Annotated in this window: 15 protein-coding genes and 1 pseudogene; 8 read left to right on the top strand and 8 right to left on the bottom strand. The window is 66.3% G+C overall.

The window, feature by feature from the left end:
* Nucleotides 1-46 precede the first annotated feature (46 nt).
* Together ASG62_RS13700 and ASG62_RS13695 are read left to right on the top strand one after the other, a co-directional pair.
* Nucleotides 47-1,012: a heparan-alpha-glucosaminide N-acetyltransferase gene (locus ASG62_RS13700; protein WP_244487493.1), complete on the top strand. Its 966-nt coding sequence runs from the start codon at nt 47-49 to the stop codon at nt 1,010-1,012.
* Between the two features lie 101 nt (nt 1,013-1,113).
* Nucleotides 1,114-1,587, top strand: a complete 474-nt coding sequence (locus tag ASG62_RS13695; protein WP_056691259.1) for a DUF1348 family protein — start codon at nt 1,114-1,116, stop codon at nt 1,585-1,587.
* A 31-nt stretch (nt 1,588-1,618) separates the two neighbouring features.
* On the opposite strand, the gene ASG62_RS13690 is transcribed toward ASG62_RS13695, so the two are convergent.
* Together ASG62_RS13690 and mgtE are read right to left on the bottom strand one after the other, a co-directional pair.
* Nucleotides 1,619-2,011: a MerR family transcriptional regulator gene (locus ASG62_RS13690; protein ID WP_056691256.1), complete on the bottom strand. Its 393-nt coding sequence runs from the start codon at nt 2,009-2,011 to the stop codon at nt 1,619-1,621.
* Between the two features lie 59 nt (nt 2,012-2,070).
* Nucleotides 2,071-3,513 carry a magnesium transporter gene (gene mgtE / locus ASG62_RS13685; protein WP_082537026.1) on the bottom strand — a complete coding sequence of 481 codons (1,443 nt, stop codon included), beginning with the start codon at nt 3,511-3,513 and terminating at the stop codon, nt 2,071-2,073.
* A 433-nt stretch (nt 3,514-3,946) separates the two neighbouring features.
* Between mgtE and ASG62_RS13680 the strand changes: the two genes are divergently transcribed.
* Both ASG62_RS13680 and ASG62_RS13675 read left to right on the top strand, forming a co-directional pair.
* On the top strand, nt 3,947-4,531 hold the full coding sequence (locus ASG62_RS13680; protein WP_056691254.1) for a TRAP transporter small permease subunit: 585 nt from the start codon (nt 3,947-3,949) through the stop codon (nt 4,529-4,531).
* 34 nt (nt 4,532-4,565) lie between these two features.
* Nucleotides 4,566-6,047, top strand: a pseudogene (locus ASG62_RS13675) (TRAP transporter large permease); the annotation flags it as partial.
* 288 nt (nt 6,048-6,335) lie between these two features.
* Here ASG62_RS13675 and ASG62_RS13670 read toward each other — a convergent pair.
* The 4 genes from ASG62_RS13670 to pcsA form a co-directional block, all read right to left on the bottom strand.
* The gene (locus ASG62_RS13670) at nt 6,336-7,439 is read right to left on the bottom strand and encodes a TRAP transporter substrate-binding protein (RefSeq protein ID WP_056691251.1); all 1,104 of its coding nucleotides are present in this window, start codon (nt 7,437-7,439) and stop codon (nt 6,336-6,338) included.
* Between the two features lie 197 nt (nt 7,440-7,636).
* Nucleotides 7,637-7,873, bottom strand: coding sequence for a hypothetical protein (locus ASG62_RS13665; RefSeq protein WP_056691250.1), 237 nt, complete (start codon nt 7,871-7,873; stop codon nt 7,637-7,639).
* Nucleotides 7,874-7,925: 52 nt separating this feature from the next.
* Nucleotides 7,926-8,900: a quinone oxidoreductase family protein gene (locus tag ASG62_RS13660; protein ID WP_056691247.1), complete on the bottom strand. Its 975-nt coding sequence runs from the start codon at nt 8,898-8,900 to the stop codon at nt 7,926-7,928.
* The gene (gene pcsA, locus ASG62_RS13655) at nt 8,897-9,652 is read right to left on the bottom strand and encodes a phosphatidylcholine synthase (protein ID WP_056691244.1); all 756 of its coding nucleotides are present in this window, start codon (nt 9,650-9,652) and stop codon (nt 8,897-8,899) included. The genes ASG62_RS13660 and pcsA overlap by 4 nt, the downstream gene beginning before the upstream one ends.
* A 141-nt stretch (nt 9,653-9,793) precedes the next feature.
* On the opposite strand from pcsA, the gene ASG62_RS13650 reads away from it, so the two are divergent.
* Together ASG62_RS13650 and hspQ are read left to right on the top strand one after the other, a co-directional pair.
* Nucleotides 9,794-11,032, top strand: coding sequence for a UbiH/UbiF family hydroxylase (locus ASG62_RS13650; protein WP_056691242.1), 1,239 nt, complete (start codon nt 9,794-9,796; stop codon nt 11,030-11,032).
* A 143-nt stretch (nt 11,033-11,175) separates the two neighbouring features.
* Nucleotides 11,176-11,499: a heat shock protein HspQ gene (hspQ, locus tag ASG62_RS13645; protein WP_056691240.1), complete on the top strand. Its 324-nt coding sequence runs from the start codon at nt 11,176-11,178 to the stop codon at nt 11,497-11,499.
* A 77-nt stretch (nt 11,500-11,576) separates the two neighbouring features.
* Here hspQ and ASG62_RS13640 read toward each other — a convergent pair whose 3' ends face one another.
* Nucleotides 11,577-12,248: an invasion associated locus B family protein gene (locus tag ASG62_RS13640; RefSeq protein WP_056691236.1), complete on the bottom strand. Its 672-nt coding sequence runs from the start codon at nt 12,246-12,248 to the stop codon at nt 11,577-11,579.
* Nucleotides 12,249-12,484: 236 nt separating this feature from the next.
* On the opposite strand from ASG62_RS13640, the gene ASG62_RS13635 reads away from it, so the two are divergent.
* Together ASG62_RS13635 and ASG62_RS13630 are read left to right on the top strand one after the other, a co-directional pair.
* Entirely contained in the window at nt 12,485-14,329 is a 1,845-nt protein-coding gene (locus ASG62_RS13635; RefSeq protein WP_056691233.1) for an extracellular solute-binding protein, read from the top strand.
* Nucleotides 14,326-14,571: a hypothetical protein gene (locus tag ASG62_RS13630; protein ID WP_056691231.1), complete on the top strand. Its 246-nt coding sequence runs from the start codon at nt 14,326-14,328 to the stop codon at nt 14,569-14,571. Before ASG62_RS13635 ends, ASG62_RS13630 begins: the two co-directional genes overlap by 4 nt.
* A gap of 177 nt (nt 14,572-14,748) precedes the next feature.
* On the opposite strand, the gene mfd is transcribed toward ASG62_RS13630, so the two are convergent.
* Nucleotides 14,749-18,123, bottom strand: coding sequence for a transcription-repair coupling factor (mfd, locus tag ASG62_RS13625; protein ID WP_244487509.1), 3,375 nt, complete (start codon nt 18,121-18,123; stop codon nt 14,749-14,751).
* Between the last annotated feature and the right edge of the window lie 28 nt (nt 18,124-18,151).

Here is an 18,151-nt window from a genome sequence, read left to right as displayed (position 1 = left end):
GCCGGACCCGTCGAGGTTCCGGCCCGCCGGCAATCGAGGATGGCGCTTGAGCGATACGACGACCCCTTCACGCGCCGCGCGAGCCGGCGGACGTATCGAGGCTCTGGATGTGGCGCGCGGCCTCGCCTTGCTGGCCATGGCGCTCTACCACTTCACCTGGGATCTCGACAATTTCGGCTATGTCGAGCGCGGACTCGCGACGACGGGCGGATGGAAGATCTTCGCCCGCTGCATCGCATCGAGCTTCCTCGTCCTCGTCGGCATCGGTCTCGTCCTCGCCCATTCGCGCGGCATCCGCTGGCGCCCGTTCCTCCTGCGGCTCGGGCAGGTCGCGGCGGGTGCGCTCGCCATCACCGTCGTCACCTACTTCGCCACGCCGGAGAGCTACGTCTTCTTCGGCATCCTGCATCACATCGCGCTCGCAAGCCTTCTCGGGCTCGCCGCCCTCCGCCTGCCCTGGTTCGCGACCGCCCTCCTCGCGGCGCTCGTCGTCGCCCTGCCCTTCGCGGTCTCGACGACCTGGACGGAGCCGGCAGCGCTCGCCTGGATCGGCTTTGCCGCCAAAATTCCGGTGACGAACGACTTCGTGCCGGTCTTTCCCTGGTTCGGCGCCGTTCTTGCGGGGATGGCCCTGGCGCAACTCGGCCTTCGCACCGGCGCCTTCGATCGGCTCCGGGCGGCCAATCCGGGCTTCGCGCGCGCACGGCCCCTCGCCTTTCTCGGCCGGCACTCGCTCGTCTTCTACCTCCTCCACCAGCCGCTCCTCTTCGGGCTCGTCATGCTGGCGACGCATTTCGTGCCGCCCGACCGCGCGGTGATCCTGGAATCCGACTGCAAGAGAAGCCTCTATTTCGGCGAGGAGAGCCCGGCCCGATGCGCGCCCTTCGCCGCCTGCACCGTGTCCGAACTCGATGCGGTCGGCCTCTTGGACCTCGCCTTCGCCGGTAACGCGTCGCCCGAGGAGGACGAGAAGATCCAGTCCGTGGTCCAGATGTGCCAGACGCGACCGTGACCGCTGCGGTCTCACGGACGTCGCAGACATGTGAATGAAACGAGGCTCGCCGCGTCGCACCGTTGCCGGGGTAGAGTAAGTGATCAGCAAGGGACGAGACCATGGAAGCCGAACGACCGCCGCTGCCGCCCTTCGCCACCGCCGAGGACGCCGCCCGAAAGGTGCGGATGGCGGAAGACGCCTGGAACGGGCGAAGCCCCGAGCGCGTGGCGCTCGCCTATACGCCGGATTGTCCCTGGCGGAACCGGTCGGAATTTCTGCAGGGGCGCGCCGCCATCGCGGCCTTCCTGACGCGCAAGTGGCAGCGCGAGCTGGACTACCGGCTGATCAAGGAGCTTTGGGCCTTCCATGGCAATCGCATCGCCGTTCGCTTCGCCTACGAATGGCACGATGACAGCGGCAACTGGTTCCGGTCCTACGGAAACGAGAACTGGGAGTTCGCACCCAACGGACTGATGTCCCGGCGGATCGCCAGCATCAACGACGCTCCGATCGCGGAGGCCGAGCGCGCGTTCCACTGGCCCTTGGGTCGCCGGCCGGACGAGCATCCCGGCCTGACCGAACTCGGCTTCTGATCCAAACGCTCGGCGCTCGGACGGGCGGATTTCAGCTGGTCGTGGGAATGCCGAGCTCGGCCATGCGCGCGAGGCAGGCCTCCTCGGCCGTGTCGAGCTCGGCGAGAAGATCGTCGATGTCGCGCCGCTTCTGCTCCAGCTCGGCGCGTTTCTGGCTGACGCGCTTGACGATGGCGCGCAGCTGGCCCGCTTCGCCCGGCGGCGTCTTGTACATCTGCATGATCTCGCGGATCTCGGCGATGGAGAAGCCGAGACGCTTGCCGCGCAGGATCATCTTCAGAAGCGTGCGATCGGAGTTTCTAAAGAGGCGTGTGCGCCCGCGCCGGATCGGCGCGATGAGGCCTTCGTCCTCATAGAATCGGATCGTGCGAGTCGAAATGTCGAACTCTCGTGTGAGCTCCGTAATGGTATAATAATCGCGCATCGTCGTTCCCGCCTCGCCCCTTTAAGGCAGGCTGACTTACGTAAAAGTCAACACCCTCTTCAGTGAACGCCGAACCACCATGTTGCAAGCCCCAGAAACGAGAAGAACCCCACTATATCGGTGAGCGTGGTGACGAAAACGGCCGATGCGACCGCCGGATCGGCGCCGATCCTGTCGAGAAGCAGCGGCACGAGAATTCCGCCGAGCGCCGCCACCATCATGTTGATGATCATGGCGCAGGCGATGATGCCGCCGATATCGGGCTGAAACCACAATCCGGCGACGAGCCCGATGAGCACGGCGAAGATCAGGCCGTTGATGAAGCCGACGCCGCATTCGCGGCGGATGATGCGGCCGGCATTGTAGATGTCGAGATCGCGCGTCGCGAGCGCGCGCACCGTCACCGTCATGGTCTGCGAGCCCGCATTGCCGCCCATGCCGGCGACGATCGGCATCAGAACGGCAAGCGCCACCACCTTCTCGATCGTTGCGTCGAAGAGGCCGATGACCGAAGCCGCCGCGATGGCGGTGACGAGATTGATGAGGAGCCAGGGCACGCGCGAGCGCGAGGTGGCGATGACCGTGTCGGACAGTTCCTCGTCGCCGACGCCGCCGAGGCGCCGGATGTCCTCTTCCGCCTCGGCCTGGATCACGTCGACCACGTCGTCGATCGTCAGAACGCCGACCAGACGCTCGTTCTCGTCGACGACGGCGGCGGAGAGGAGATTGTACTGCTCGAAGACCTGCGCCGCCTCCTCCTGGTCCATGACGGCCGGGATGGCATGGCGCGTCTCGTGCATGACGTCCTCGACCTTCTCCACGCGGCGGGCACGCAGGATGCGGTCGAGATCGATCGAGCCTTCGAGCTTGAAGCTCGGATCGACGACGAAGATCTGGCTGAAGCGATCGGGCAGAGCCTCCTCGTCGCGCATGTAGTCGATGGTCTGGCCGACCGTCCAGAAGGCGGGCACGGCGACGAATTCCGTCTGCATCCGTCGGCCGGCGGATTCGTCGGGATATTCGAAGGCTCGGCGTAGCCGCACGCGCTCGCGAAACGGCAGGCTGTCGAGGATTTCCTTTCGGTCGGCCTCGTCGAGGTCTTCGAGAATGTAGACCGCATCGTCGGAATCCAGCTCGCGCACCGCCTCGGCGATCTGCGCGTTCGGCATGGCATCGACGATCTGGAGGCGGATCGCCTCGTCGACCTCGGTGAGCGCCGCATAGTCGAAGCTGTCGCCGAGAAGGCGCACGAGCGACTGGCGATCGTCCTGGTTGAGGTGCGCCAGAAGATCGCCGAGTTCGGACTCGTGCAGCTCGCCGACGTCCTGCTTCAGCGTCTCCGCATCGCCCGCCTCGATGGCGGTCCGGATATGGGCGAGGAAAGCGGCGTCGAACTCGCCCTCGGCGTCGTAGACGGCCTGGCGCTCCTGTTCCTCGGGCTCGTGGCCGTCGATGGGCGCCTGCGGTGTCGCGAGACCTGTTCCGAGCTCTTCGTCGGCCATTCTCGCCTCCCGTTTCATGCTGCCATGCGGGAGGGTCTAGACCAGGACGAAGCCGAATGGAAACGGGCTTGCGAAGGATTGTTGCCGAGCCATCCGACCGAGCCGAACCCACACACCGCAGCCGCCGAAATCAGGCTGTTAGATGGCAAGTGCACGCACCGGTCGGCATTAGCGTTGCGGTGGCGACGGCCCCTCAGTCGAAGCGGACGGTCTTTGCTGCATCGCGATGCGAACCGGCCCTCGTCTTCAATCCCGCCGGATCGCCACCTCACTCCGATTTCGGTCGATAAGGGGATCGAAACGAGGTTCGGCCGGATGCGGCGAAAGTCGGTGCTTTCCAAGGCAGGCCGCTCTCGTTAAGGAATCGCCCACCCCGTGCGTGCCGGACGCACATCCGCGCAGCCGCCGTCATCCCGATCCGATCGTCCCGCCGATGCAGCCTCTCCTCGCTCTCAGCCGCGCCATCGACCGCTTGAACGCGGGCATCGCGATCTTCGCCGACTATTTCGTCCTCGTCGCCGTTCTGATCAGCGCGGCCAACGCGACCGTGCTCTGGCTCGTCGGCCGGCTGCCGACCTGGCTGAACCCGATCCCGAACGGCGTGCTCAACAACTTTTCCAACAGCTTCCTCGAGATCCAGTGGTATCTCTTCGCCGCCATCGTGATGCTCGGCGCGAGCTATACGCTGAAGCTGAACGAGCATGTTCGGGTGGACATCGTCTATTCCTCGCTTGGCGACAGGGGTCGGCTGATGGTCGATCTCTTCGGCATCCTCCTCTTCCTGCTGCCGATCATCGGCTATTTCGTCTGGCTCTCCTGGCCCTTCTTCTGGCGCTCCTTCGTCTCCGGCGAGATGTCGAACAATGCGGGCGGGCTGATCCTCTGGCCGGCCAAGCTCGTTCTGCCGCTCGGCTTCGCGCTTCTCTGGCTGCAGGGCCTATCCGAACTCATCAAGCGCGTGGCGGCCCTCAAGGGGCTGATCCGGCTCGAAACCAAGTACGACAAGCCGCTGCAATAAGGCGGCGATCAGATACGGGACGGAAACGCTCGGCATGTTCGAATATGGCGTGATGCCGCCGCTGATGTTCGGCGGCCTGATTGTGTTCCTCCTCATCGGCTTTCCCGTCGCCTTCTCGCTGGCGGCCGTCGGCATCTTCTTCGCGATCATCGGCGTGGCGATCGACCAGTTCGAGCTGGTCTTCCTCAACGGCCTGCCCTCCCGCTTCTTCGGCATCCTGTCGAACGAGCTGCTGCTCGCCATCCCGTTCTTCACCTTCATGGGCGCGATCCTGGAGCGCTGCGGCCTTGCCGAGGATCTGCTGGAGGGCTCCGGCCAGCTCTTCGGCCCGCTGCCGGGCGGTCTCGCCTATGCGGTCGTGCTCGTCGGCGCGGTGCTCGGCGCCATCACGGGAACGGTCGCGGCCTCCGTCATCGCCATGGGCGTCGTCTCGCTGCCGATCATGATGCGCTACGGCTACAACATGCGGCTCGCCACGGGCGTCATCGCCGCCTCCGGCACGATCACGCAGGTCATCCCGCCCTCGCTGGTGCTCATCATCATCGCGGACCAGCTGGGTCGTCCGGTCGGCGACATGTATGCCGGCGCGATCGGCCCCTCGCTCCTGCAGATCGCGCTCTTCCTCCTCTTCATCTTCGCCGTCTCGAAGATGAAGCCGCACCTGATGCCGCCTCTGCCGCCCGAAGCGCGCACGATGAGCGGGGGCAAGCTTCTCTGGAAGGTCGCCAAGAGCATGGTGCCCTCGCTCTTCCTGATCTTCCTCGTCCTCGGAACCATGCTGCTCGGCGTCGCCACGCCGACGGTCGCGGGCGCCATGGGCTCGGTGGGCGCCATCCTGCTCGCCGCGCTTCACGGGCGCCTCAGCTGGTCTCTCCTGCGTCAGGCGATGGCGACGACCTCCCGCCTGACCGCCATGGTCATCTTCATCCTCATCGGCTCGACGGTCTTCTCCTTCGTGTTCCAGGGCATGGACGGCGGCCACTGGATCGAGCATCTCCTGACCAGCCTGCCCGGCGGCGCGCTCGGATTCCTGATCTTCGTCAACATCTTCATCTTTTTCCTGGCCTTCTTCCTCGACTTCTTCGAGATCGCCTTCATCGTCATCCCGCTGCTCGCGCCCGTAGCGGAGTCGCTCGGCATCGATCTCGTCTGGTTCGGCGTGCTCCTCTGCGTGAACATGCAGACGAGCTTCATGCACCCGCCCTTCGGCTTCGCGCTCTTCTACCTGCGCGGCATCGCGCCGGCCGAGGTGAAGAGTTCGGACATCTATTGGGGCGCCGTTCCCTGGCTCGGGCTTCAGCTCGTGCTGGTCGTCATCCTCATCGCTTGGCCGCAGTCGGTGACGTATTTCCTGACCAAGGAGGCTGTCGTCGATCCCTCGACGATCCACCTCAACGTGCCGATGCCGGGCGCTGGCGGCGAGAACCCGTTCGGCGCGGCCCCGAGCTTCGGCCAGCCGGCGGCGCCGAGCTTCGGCCAGCCGGCAGCGCCCGGCTTCGGCGCATCCCCCGCACCGAGCTTCGGCGGCCCCGCCCCCGCTCCGGGCGCGACGCCGCCCGCGCCGCCTTCCTTCGGCCAACCCGCCGCGCCGAGCTTCGGCAGCCCGGCACCGGCACCGGCACCGGCAGCGCCCTCCGCACCGGCGCCGCTTCCAGCCCCGACCTTCGGCGCGACGCCAGCGCCCAGCTTCGGCGCGCCGGCCCCCGCCCAGCCCTGACGCGGCGGGCCGCCGCCTGCAGACGCAAAAGCGCCGGCGCCTCGTGGAGGCACCGGCGCTTTCAGATGGCAGCGCTGGCGACGAGGCTTACTTGCCGGCCGCCTGCTGAGCGTAGTTGTAGGAATCGTTCGAATATTCCGCCACGCGGAACCACTCGTAGGTCTGGCTGCGGAAGACGCTCCAGGGCTCGTACATCGCCTTCCAGTTCGCGTTGGAGGCGGACAGCTCGCCATAGAGCTTCATCGCCGAATCGTAGGACGCGTCGAGCACGTCGCGCGGCAGCGGCCGAAGCTGCACGCCCTTGCCCACGAGGCTGCGGATCGCCTGCATGTTGCGCACGTCGTAGAGCGCCAGCATGTTGAGGTTCGCGACCTTCGTGGCCGAGTCGAGAACAGCCTTGTAAGCCTCGGGAAGAGCGTCGTATTTCTCTTTTCCGAAGAGGAAGTGGACGGTCGGCCCGGCCTCCCAGAAGGCTGGATAATAGTAGAATTTGGCGACCTGATAGAAGCCGAGTTTCTCGTCGTCGTAGGGCCCGACCCATTCCGTCGCGTCGATCGTTCCCCGCTCCAGCGCCGGGTAGATGTCGCCTCCGGCCAGCTGCTGCGGCACCACGCCGAGCGGCTGCATGACGCGGCCGGCAAGACCGGCGATGCGCATCTTCAGGCCATTGAGATCGGCGAGGCTGTTCACCTCCTTGCGGAACCAGCCGCCCATCTGCGTGCCGGTGTTGCCGCCGGGCCGGCCGACGACGCCGCTCTGGCCGAGAAACGCGTCGATCAGCTCGTTGCCGCCGCCGTGATAGAGCCAGGCGTTCTGCTGGCGGGCGTTGAGGCCGAACGGGATCGAGGAGGGAATGGCGAAGGTCGGGTCCTTGCCGACATAGTAGTAGCAGACCGTATGCGCGGCCTCGACGGTGCCGTCCTGCACGGCGTCGAGTGCCTGAAGGCCGGGAACGAGTTCGCCGGCCGGAAAGACGTCGATGGTGAACTTGCCGCCCGTCATGTCCGACACGGCCTTGGTCATCACCTCGGCGCCGCCGAAGATCGTGTCCAGCGTGTTGGGAAAGCTGGAGGTCAGGCGCCAGCGAATCTGCGGCATGTCCTGCGCGATCGCCGGCGCGGCGAGCGTCGTCGATGCGGCTGCGGCCCCTGCGGCGAGACCCGCCTTGGTGATGAATGTACGACGGTCCAAAGGCCGCTCCTCTCTCTAGCTGGCGATCGGACCGGCGCCTTACGACCCCGCCTCCTCCGATCCAGGTCCGACGAAAGCCGATCACCCGCCACCACGCAAGGCGGTCGCGGGTGACGGATGTTTCGTCGTGGATTTTTAATTGAACTAGGAAGCCGGGGGCCGAGGGATGTCGGCCACCCATGCTCGGGATGGAAGCGTCAGGCGCTCCAGAAGGCTTCGTTCAGCGGAAGCCGTGCGATCTCGTGCTTTTCGGGATCGAGCACGCGGACGTAGTTTCCGTCCTCGTCGCGATAGCCGAAGGTGCTGAGCGCCGGTCTGACGCAGTCGAGGGCGACATGGCTGTCGGTCGCGTTGATCGCCTCGTGAAAACCGCCCGTCTTCCAGGCATCGCCTTCGATGGTCCCCGTCTCGATCACGTAACGTGTGCTCGGCATGTCGTACTCCTCCCAAAGTCTGGTTGAGAAATCCGCCCGGCCTCCCCGCCGGTCAGATGGTCAGGATCGTCGCCCCCGTCGTCTGGCGCGATTCCAGCGCGCGATGTGCATCCGCAGCCTGCTGCAGCGGAAAGCGTTGGTCGATTCGAACCTTCACCGCGCCGCTGGCGATGACGTCGAAGAGTGCGCCGGAGGACTCTTCGACCTCGGCGCGGGTCTGCGTGTAGCCGAAGAGGCTGGGCCGCGTGGCGAAGAGTGAACCCTTTTGATTCAGGATGGCAAGATCGATTTCCGGCAACTTGCCGGAGGATTGGCCGAAGCTGGCCCACAGACCCCTCGGTTTCAGGCAATCGAGGCTTTTCGGGAAAGTATCCCGGCCGACCGAATCATAGACCACGTCGCATTTGCGCCCGTCCGTGATCTCCAGCACCCGCGCCGCGAAATCCTCGTCGCGGTAGTTGATGACGTGGTCGAACCCGTTTTCCAGAGCGAGCTCGCACTTCTCCGCCGACCCGGCCGTGCCGATGACGGTCGCCCCGAGATGCTTGGCCCATTGGCCGGCGATGAGGCCGACGCCGCCGGCGGCCGCATGGAAGAGCAGGACCGTTTCCGGCCCCACCTTGAAGGTGCGGCGCAGAAGGTACTCGGCCGTCATGCCCTTCAGCATCGAAGCGGCGGCGACCTCGCTCGCGACGCCCTCCGGCAGCTTCACGACCTTGGCGGCCTCGATGACGACCGCCTCGGCATAGCTGCCGGACGCCCCGTAATAGGCGACCCGATCGCCGACCTTGACGTCGTCGACCCCCTCGCCGACCTCCGACACCGTGCCGGCGCCCTCCTTGCCGAGCACGAAGGGCATGGTCTCGGACTTGTAGAGCCCGGTGCGGAAATAGACGTCGATGAAGTTGATGCCCGCGGCGACCTGCTCCACCCGGATCTGGCCGGGGCCGGGCCGGCCGGGGTCGTGATCGACATATTCGAGAACCTCGGGGCCGCCGATCCGGCGGACGAGAATGGCCTTCGTCATGCGTTCAACTCCGGTTTGGGCGGTCCGGCCCGTCCCGCGAGCTGCAGGATGCCGCCGATGCAGAACAGATAGAGCCCCGTCGCCAGGATGCCCGCCTTCAGCCACCACGGGCTGTCGAACACCTCGTCCGGCCGGTCGGATGCGTAGAAGAGCGCGGCTAAGCCGAAGACGGCCCAGAGCGCGGAGACCGCGAGGTTCAGCGGCCGAAGCTTGGTCACGCGGACCGGGTGGACGAACTTCACGGGCAGGAAGGTGGCCAGCGCGCAGAACACGACGAAGGCGAAGGCCGTCGCCCCGTTGGGCTGCATGGCGAAGAAGGTGAAGATGACCATGTTCCAGGCAACGGGGAAGCCGCGGAAGAAATAGTCCTTCGTCTTCATGCGCATGTCCGCATAGTAGATCGCGCTCGATATCACGATCAGGCCGGCGGCGACGAAGGAGAGCGGCCGGCCGATGATGCCGGACTCGTAGAGCGCGAAGGCAGGAATGATGACATAGGTCGCGTAGTCGATGATCTGATCGAGAACCTCGCCCGACCAGTTCGGCAAGACGCGCTGGATGTCGACGCGGCGGGCAAGCGGGCCGTCGATCGCATCGACGAAGAGCGCGAGGCCCAGCCAGCCGAACATCTGCACCCAGGCATGTTCGGCCGCCGCGATGATCGCCATGAAGGCCCAGAAGGCCCCGCTTGCTGTCAGGAGATGGACGGCGAACGCACGCCAACGTTCCGGTCTGGGTGCGATATCCGCCATGTCGTCCGATGCCTGTTGTCGCACGGCGTGCTGCCGTGCGATCCGCCATTGCCTTCAGGTGTATCGTCCGTATCTCTGAAAACCAAGACCGGCCGATCTCTCCGAGCATGGGCCCGACTGCGAATGTGGAGACCGAGCATCATGACGAGACGGGACATCGCGGTCGTCGGCGGCGGCCTTTCCGGCTATGCCACCGCGATCGGGCTCGCCCTGGAGGGTTTCGACACGCTGCTCGTCGCCCCGCAGGCCGAGCGCACCGACGGCCGCTCCACCGCCCTCATCGGAGAATCGATCGCTTTCCTCGCGCGGCTCGGGCTGGCCGAGGCGATCGAAGCCAAGGGCGAACGGCTGGCGACGATGCGGATCGTCGACGATACCGGTCGCCTCCTGCGGGCGCCGACGACCGAGTTCAAGGCCGCGGAGGTTGGCCTTTTCGCTTTCGGCATCAACATCTTGAACGCCGATCTTCTGACTCTTCTGAAGGAAAGAGCCGGCACGCTTTCCGACCGTCTGACGATCGAGACCGAGCCCGTCCGCGACATTTCGGCCGATGCGGACGGCGCGTCCGTGACCCTGGCGGACGGGCGGGCCTTCCGCGTCGATCTCATCGTCGGGGCAGATGGTCGCAACTCCATCGTCCGGCGCTATTCAGGCATCGCGCTGCGCGACTGGACCTATCCGCAGAGCGCGATCGTCCTCAATTTTTCGCATGCGCAGCCGCACGACCGCATCTCGACGGAGTTCCACACGCCGAACGGCCCGTTCACGCAGGTTCCTCTCCCCGGCCGCAACTCCTCGCTCGTCTGGGTCGACACGCCCGATGCCGCGGCCAATGCCAAGGACTTGCGGACGGAGAAGCTGGCGGAGCGAATCGAGCGGCGGATGCATTCGATCCTCGGCGCCGTCGAGGTCACGAGCGAGGTTCAGAGCTTTCCGCTCAGCGGCGCCAGCGCCGCGCGCATGGCCGGCGAGCGGACGGCCCTCGTCGGAGAGGCGGCGCATGTCTTTCCGCCGATCGGCGCCCAGGGTCTCAATCTCGGCCTTCGCGACGCGGCGGCTCTCGTCTCCGCCGTCTCCGCGTCCCGCGACGATCCGGGGTCGAAGCGCGCACTCGGCGCCTACGAGCGCGCGCGCCGCGTCGACGTCGTGTCGCGAACGGTCGGCGTCGACCTTCTCAACCGCTCGCTGCTCGCCGGTTTCCTGCCCGCCCAGGCCGGGCGCGCGGCGGGACTTGCCGCCCTGTCCGGCCTGCCCTTCCTGCGCCGCTTCGCCATCCGCGAAGGCCTGTCGCCGGGCTCGGGGTTCCGCGGCCTGTCCAAGGGGCTGAACGAGCGTCTCGGCACGGGGCGTCTGGCGACCGTCGACGACCCGTTGAGTTAAGGATCATCCGGACTCGCCCGACCCTCGTGCGAGTTTGCGATTGCGCTGCGACGGTCTTTTACGGCAACGTCATCGTGAACATATGTCGAGCGCGTGACGGCCGGGCCGTCGCAGGATGCTCGAACGATGAGACCGACGACACCATGCAGACTGCGCGCTTCTTCATCGGCCAGGTGGTTCGCCACCGGGTCTTCCCCTTCCGGGGCGTGATCTTCGACGTGGACCCCGTCTTCGACAACACCGAAGAATGGTACATGTCGATCCCCGAAGAGGTGCGCCCCCGCAAGGACCAACCTTTCTACCACCTCTTCGCCGAGAACTCGGACAGCGAGTACGTCGCCTATGTTTCCGAGCAGAACCTCGTGCCGGACGAGACGGGCACGCCCGTCCGCCATCCGCAGGTGCCGGAGATTTTCGACGGGCCGGTCGACGGCGCCTATCGCCTGAAGGGCCAGCACCGGAACTGAAGTCCATGTCGAACGAAAAAGGCGGCGGATCCCTTGATCCGCCGCCTTTTTCTCGAACTCGAAACGCCGGGAAGCGCTTACTGCGCGGGAGCTGCCGCGCCACCCTTGGCGGCGGACTGCGCGTCCTCGAACTTCTTGCGACGGGTCTCGGCCTGCTTCTGAAGGGCCTTGTCGAGCTCCTCCTGGCGCTGGGCCAGCTCCGGCTGGGCGGCCGGCGGGCCGTCGAAGGCGCCGGTGAATCCCGACAACGTGATCTTGATCGGGTTCGCCTGACGCTGGAAGTTGATCGAGGTGACGGTCAGCCCGTTCCCCTTCTTCATCGAGGCGATGATCGCGTCGGTCAGCTGCGCCTCGGCGATGCAGCGATCGGGGAAGCAGACGGAATAGCCGATGGCGGCCGGCGCGTTCTGATCGACCTGCATCTGGACGCCGGCGGGAATGACGCGGCCGGTCGGCACGACGACCTGGAGAACCTTCTGGTTCACCTTGCCCTTCACGTCGATCAGGTTAAGCGCCGTGATCAGCTGGCGGGTGTCGGCGATCATCGTGTACTGCGTGTTGCAGATCGTGTTGTCGCCCTGGGTGGTGCAGACCTTGAACCAGGTGGGCTGGCCGGCGACCGCGGGCTGCGCCGCCGCCTGGGGCTTGGCGGCCTGCGCCTTGGCGGCGGGCTTGGCCGGAGCCTTGGCAGGCGCCTCCTGAGCCAGGACCGACCCGGTCAGCGCGCCGAGAGCCGCCAAGCCGGCCATCCCCGACCGGATGACGTTCCTGGTGACATGGAGCGAACGATTCTTCACGGGCCTTGCATCCTTCAAGATTGGCTCTGCCGGGGGTTCGGGTTCCCTTAGACGGTGTGGAACTCTTTCGCAAATGAGGCCGTTTGAAGACCCTCCTCCAGGCCGGGAACGGACGATCCAGCTATGGGCAAGGCGGCCGGATGCCGTTAAGAATCCGGCTTCGACGATGCCTCGGAGACCCAGCCTTCATGCCCCCTCGCGATATCGCCCTCCGGCTTGCCCGGGCGTTCTCGATTCCGCTCGTCCTCGGTCTCGCCTGCCTGTCCTCGCCGTCCTTCGCGCGTCCGATGCACGCCATCGCCATGCAGGGCGAGCCGAAGCTGCCCGAGGGCTTCGACCGCCTTCCCTATGTCGATCCCGCGGCCAAGACGGGCGGCGCGATGCGCTACGGCGTCTACGGCACGTTCGACAATCTCAATCCCGTCATCGTGCGCGGCGCGGCGACGACGGCCCGGGGCATCTGGTTCGATCCCGAATTCGGCAACCTCGTCTTCGAGCCGCTGATGCAGCGCTCTCCCGACGAGCCCTTCACGCTCTACGGGCTCCTCGCCGAAACGGTCGAGACGGACGACGCGCGGAGCTTCGTCGAGTTCACGCTGAACCCCAAGGCCCGCTTCTCCGACGGCAAGCCGGTTCGGGTGGAGGACGTGATCTTCACCACCGACATGATGAAGATACCCGGCGTCGTTCGGCCGCAATACACCGACTGGCTCTCCAAGGTCGCCCGGATCGACAGGGTCGGCGAGCGCGGCATCCGCTTCACCTTCAACGAGAAGGCTGACCGCGAGCTGCCGCTGCTCCTTGCGGGTCTGCCGGTGCTTCCCGAACACGGCTTCGACCGCGCGACCTTCGAGCGCTCGACGCTGAAGCCGGTCATCGGCTCCGGCCCGTACATCATCGACGCGGTCGAGCCCGGTCGGCGCATCGGCTATCGCAAGAACCCGGACTACTGGGCCAAGGACCTGCCGCTGAAGCGCGGCGTCGACAATTACGACGCCATCAGCGTCGAGTATTTCCGCGATGCCAACGCCCAGTTCGAGGCCTTTCAGAAGGGCCTCTTCTACGTCTACGGCGAGGGCAATCCGCGCAACTGGCAGACCTCCTACGACTTCCCCGCCGTCCGGGACGGGCGCGTCGTCAAAGAGGTCTTCCAGACGGGCAAGCCCGCCGGAACCTACGGCTTCTTCTTCAACACGCGGCGGCCCGTCTTTCAGAACCGGGAGGTGCGGGCCGCGCTGAGCCTACTCTTCGACTTCGAATGGGCGAACGCCAACCTCTACTACGGGTCCTACAAGCGCATCCGGGGCTATTTCGAGAATTCCGAGCTGTCCAGCGTCGGCCGGCCCGCGACCGACGCCGAGAAGGCCCTGCTCGCGCGCTTCCCGGAAGCCGTAACGCCGGATGTCCTCGCCGGCACATGGGCGCCGCCGGTCAGCGACGCATCGGGATCGGACCGCGGCCTCATGCTGAAGGCCGTCACCGCCCTGAAGGCGGCGGGCTACACCTTTTCCGGCAGCCGGATGGTCGGACCGGACGGACGACCGCTCGCCTTCGAGATCCTCGTGCAGAACGCCGACCAGGGCCGCATCGCGCTCGGCTTCTCGCGAACGCTGCAGCGGGTCGGCGTGGACGCGGAGGTGCGGCAGGTCGACGACGCGCAGTATCAATCACGCAAGCAGGCCTTCGACTACGACATGCTGATCGCGCCCTTCAACGGCACCCTCTCGCCGGGCGCCGAACAGCGCGGCCGGTGGGGCTCGGTCTCCGCCAACGCACCCGGCTCGTTCAACTATGCGGGCGTCGCCAATCCGGCCGCCGATGCGATGATCGATGCGATGACATCGGCCCGAACCCGCGAGGAGTTCGTCGCGGCCGCAAGGGCTTACGACCGCGTCCTCATCTCCGGCCAGTATCTCGTGCCGCTCTTCTACATCGGCGAACAGCGCCTCGCCCGCTGGTCCTTCGTGAAGCATCCGGCAACGCTGCCGCTGACGGGCTACTACCTGCCGGCCTTCTGGCTGGATCGGGAATGAGCCTCACCGAGGAAGACCGTGCGAGGGGGCTTGCGGCCAAGAGGAGCAACGAACGCGTCAAGCTCGCCGCCGGCGCGCTCAATGCGCTCGGCATCGCGGTGGCCGGTGCGGCGGTCATCCTGCCGGCCATCAACGAACCGGGCTTCCTCCTGACCATCAAGCCCTGGATTTTGCTTTGTTCGGCTTTCGGCATACATTTGATGGCACAGACGCTCCTGAGCCTGTTCCGAAGCGAGGACTAGAATGACCTCCGATTTCCTCATCAGCATGGCGCTCATCGCCAGCTTCGCCGGCGGCGGCTACCTGTGGCTACGCCATCAGGCCCGCGAGTTCGACCGCAAGTACGACAAGCGCTGAAGCGTCGCTCATCGCCATTCGAAACGAAGGCGCCCGGACATTGTCCCGGCGCCAACTTTCGTTCAAGCCGCCCTCTTCTGTGCCTCGTCTGCGAAGCGCGCGAGTTGCGTCGCGATGGTCGCGGCACCGTTCAGGCGCTGTTCCGGCTTCGGCCAGTCGCGGATGAGGACGATGGACTGGTCCGGCCGGATCTTCGCGGCCGAGCCCTGCTCGCCGATGTAGCGCACGAGGGCCGCGGGGTTCTGGAAGGTCTTGTCGCGGAACTGCACGACGACGCCCTTCGGCCCCGCATCGAGCTTCTCGATATTGGCTCGCCGGCACAGCGCCTTGATGAAGACGACCTTCAGAAGATGCTCCACCTCGTCCGGCATCGGGCCGAAACGGTCGATCAGCTCGGCGCCGAAGGCGTCGATCTCGCGCGCCTCCGTGAAATCGGCGAGACGGCGATAGAGGCCCATGCGCAGCTGGAGATCCGGCACGTAGGCCTCCGGGATCATCACGGCCGTTCCGAGCGTGATGTTGGGAGACCATTGGCCGTCCGTCTCGCCGGGAACGCCCTTCATCTCCGCGACGGCCTCTTCCAGCATCTGCTGATAGAGCTCGAAGCCGACCTCCTTCACATGGCCGCTCTGCTCGTCGCCGAGCAGATTGCCGGCACCGCGCTGGTCGAGATCGTGGCTGGCGAGCTGGAAGCCGGCGCCGAGCGTGTCCAGCGATTGCAGGACCTTCAGACGCCTGTCGGCCCCGGCGGTCGGCGTCTTGTTGGCCGGGATCGTCAGCAGGGCATAGGCACGAACCTTCGAGCGCCCGACGCGGCCGCGAAGCTGGTAGAGCTGCGCCAGGCCGAACATATCCGCGCGGTGCACGATCATCGTGTTGGCAGCCGGGATGTCGAGGCCGGATTCCACGATCGTCGTCGAGAGAAGCACGTCGTACTGGCCTTCGTAGAAGGCGTTCATGATGTCTTCGAGCTCGCCGGCCGGCATCTGACCATGGGCGACGGCCACCTTCAGCTCCGGCACCTGATCGGCGAGGAAGTCCTGGATGCCGGCGAGGTCGGACAGGCGCGGCGCCACGTAGAAGCTCTGCCCGCCGCGATAGCGCTCGCGCAGCAGCGTCTCGCGCACGACCAAAGCGTCGAAAGGCGCGATGAAGGTGCGCACCGCCATGCGGTCGACCGGCGCGGTGGTGATCAGCGACAGCTCGCGAACGCCCGTCAGCGCCAGCTGCAGCGTGCGCGGGATGGGCGTTGCCGAGAGCGTCAGAACATGGACGTCGCTCTTCAGCTCCTTCAGCCGCTCCTTGTGGCGCACGCCGAAATGCTGCTCCTCGTCGATGATGAGAAGGCCGAGATTCTTGAAGGAAACGCCCTTGCCGAGCAGCGCATGCGTGCCGACGACGATGTCGACCGTGCCGTTCGTCAGACCCTTCTTCGTCTCGTTGATGTCCTTCGTCGTCACCAGGCGCGAAGCTTGCGCGACGTTCAGCGGCAGCCCGTGGAAGCGCTCGGAGAAGGTCTTGAAATGCTGGCGCGCGAGCAGCGTCGTCGGCACGACGACGGCGACCTGCAGCCCGTTCATCGCCGCGATGAAGGCGGCGCGCAGGGCGACCTCCGTCTTTCCGAAGCCGACGTCGCCGCAGACGAGACGGTCCATCGGGCGGCCGAGCGCCAGATCGTCGGCCACGGCTTCGATCGCCGACATCTGGTCCTCGGTCTCCTCATAGGGAAACCGCGCGGCGAACTCGCCCCAGAGGCCTTCCGGCGGCAGCAGCTTCGGCGCCCCGCGCGTCTGGCGCTCGGCGGCGAGGCGGATGAGGCCTTCCGCCATGTCGAGAAGGCGCTTCTTCAGCTTGGCCTTGCGCGCCTGCCAGGCGCCGCCGCCGAGCTTGTCGAGCATGGCCTCGGACCCCTCGCCGCCATAGCGCGACAGGAGCTCGATGTTCTCGACCGGCAGGAACAGACGGTCGTCGCCGGAATAGCGGATTTCCAGGCAGTCGCGCGGCGCGCCCGCCGCCTCGATCGTGCGCAGGCCGACGAAGCGGCCGATGCCGTGATCGACATGGACGACGATGTCGCCGGCATCCAGCCCCGTGACCTCGGAGATGAAGTCCGAGCCCTTCTTCTTGCGCCGGCCGCGCCGGATCAGGCGATCGCCGAGAATGTCCTGCTCGCCGATGACGACGAGCCGGTCCGTCTCGAAACCCGATTCGATGCCGAGCACGACGGAGGCGACCGTGTTTTTGCCGAACTCCAGCGCCTGCTTCAGGCTGCCCGCCGGCTTGATGCCGCCGAGCCCGTGCTCCTCGACGACCTGCGCCAGCCGCTCGCGCGAGCCCTCGCTCCAGGCGGCGAGGATCACCTGCCGGCCGCCGGCCCGCATGTTCGAGATGTGCTCGACGGCCTTCTCGAAGACGTTGACCTCGGCGACCGCGCGCTCGGCCGCGAAATTGTGGCCGCGCTTCACGTCGAGATTGACGATCTCGCGCCCCGTCGCATCCGTCAGCCCATAGGAGGACAGCCGGATCGGATCGATGCTGGCGATCCCGCCCATCAGCTCGTCGGGCGACAGGTATAGCTCGTCCGCCGGGACGGGATGGTAAGGCACCGCGTCGCCCATGCCCTCGCCGCCCGAGGCGCCGCGCTTGCGGCTGTCGTAATGGTCCTCGATCGTCTTGCGCCGTTCGGCGACGGCTTCGAGCACGAGATGGTCGAGCACGACGGGAAAGCCCGCGACATAGTCGAAGAGCGTGTCGAGATTCTCGTAGAAGAGCGGAAGCCAATGCTCCATGCCGGAGAAGCGGCGCCCCTCGCTGATCGCGGTATAGAGCCCGTCATTGCGGGAGGGCGCGCCGAAGCGCTTGATGTAGTTGGTCCTGAAACGGCTGATCGTCTCGTCCTTCAGCGTGACTTCGCTGATCGGAGCAAGCTCGAAACTCTTGCGTTGGCCGCTGGTGCGCTGCGTCGCGGGATCGAAGGCGCGGATCGATTCCAGCGTGTCGCCGAAGAAATCGAGCCGGATCGGCTCCTCGTCGCCGGGCGCGAAGAGATCGAGGATGCCGCCGCGAACGGCGAACTCGCCATGGTCGCGAACCGTCGCCACGCGCTCGAAGCCGCCGCGCTGGAGCACGCGCACGATATGGTCCATCGAGATGCGGCCAGACGCCTTGGCCGAGATCGTCTCCTCCTCCAGCACCTTCGCCGGCGGCATCTTCTGCAGCAGCGCGTTGGCGGTGGTGAGGATCAGCGCCCGGTGCGGGGTCTTTCTGAGCGCGGCGATCGACGTCATCGCGGCAAGGCGCATGGCGCCCGCCTCGCTGGACGGCCCGACGCGGTCGTAAGGCAGGCAGTCCCAGGCGGGAAGCGTCAAAACGGGAAGCTCGGGCGCGACGAAGCGCAGCGCGTCCTCGAACTCGCCCATCCGGTTGCCGTTGCGCATGACGAACACGAGCGGGCGATCCTTGGCC

The organism is Aureimonas sp. Leaf427, assembly GCF_001425485.1.
In the GTDB taxonomy this organism is placed as follows: Bacteria; Pseudomonadota; Alphaproteobacteria; order Rhizobiales; family Rhizobiaceae; genus Plantimonas.
The sequence above is the reverse complement of the archived record's forward strand: the minus strand, read 5'-3'. Positions and strand labels throughout refer to the sequence as shown.

What these genes read in the sequence shown, in the direction of transcription:
- ASG62_RS13695 (WP_056691259.1), top strand. Translation starts at nt 1,114, where the DNA reads ATGGAAGCCGAACGACCGCCGCTGCCGCCCTTCGCCACCGCCGAGGAC.
- mgtE (WP_082537026.1), bottom strand. Translation starts at nt 3,513, where the DNA reads ATGGCCGACGAAGAGCTCGGAACAGGTCTCGCGACACCGCAGGCGCCC.
- ASG62_RS13635 (WP_056691233.1), top strand. Translation starts at nt 12,485, where the DNA reads ATGCCCCCTCGCGATATCGCCCTCCGGCTTGCCCGGGCGTTCTCGATT.
- ASG62_RS13630 (WP_056691231.1), top strand. Translation starts at nt 14,326, where the DNA reads ATGAGCCTCACCGAGGAAGACCGTGCGAGGGGGCTTGCGGCCAAGAGG.
- hspQ (WP_056691240.1), top strand. Translation starts at nt 11,176, where the DNA reads ATGCAGACTGCGCGCTTCTTCATCGGCCAGGTGGTTCGCCACCGGGTC.
- ASG62_RS13680 (WP_056691254.1), top strand. Translation starts at nt 3,947, where the DNA reads ATGCAGCCTCTCCTCGCTCTCAGCCGCGCCATCGACCGCTTGAACGCG.
- pcsA (WP_056691244.1), bottom strand. Translation starts at nt 9,652, where the DNA reads ATGGCGGATATCGCACCCAGACCGGAACGTTGGCGTGCGTTCGCCGTC.
- ASG62_RS13640 (WP_056691236.1), bottom strand. Translation starts at nt 12,248, where the DNA reads ATGGCCGGCTTGGCGGCTCTCGGCGCGCTGACCGGGTCGGTCCTGGCT.
- ASG62_RS13650 (WP_056691242.1), top strand. Translation starts at nt 9,794, where the DNA reads ATGACGAGACGGGACATCGCGGTCGTCGGCGGCGGCCTTTCCGGCTAT.
- ASG62_RS13690 (WP_056691256.1), bottom strand. Translation starts at nt 2,011, where the DNA reads ATGCGCGATTATTATACCATTACGGAGCTCACACGAGAGTTCGACATT.
- ASG62_RS13660 (WP_056691247.1), bottom strand. Translation starts at nt 8,900, where the DNA reads ATGACGAAGGCCATTCTCGTCCGCCGGATCGGCGGCCCCGAGGTTCTC.
- ASG62_RS13665 (WP_056691250.1), bottom strand. Translation starts at nt 7,873, where the DNA reads ATGCCGAGCACACGTTACGTGATCGAGACGGGGACCATCGAAGGCGAT.
- mfd (WP_244487509.1), bottom strand. Translation starts at nt 18,123, where the DNA reads ATGCGCAACGGCAACCGGATGGGCGAGTTCGAGGACGCGCTGCGCTTC.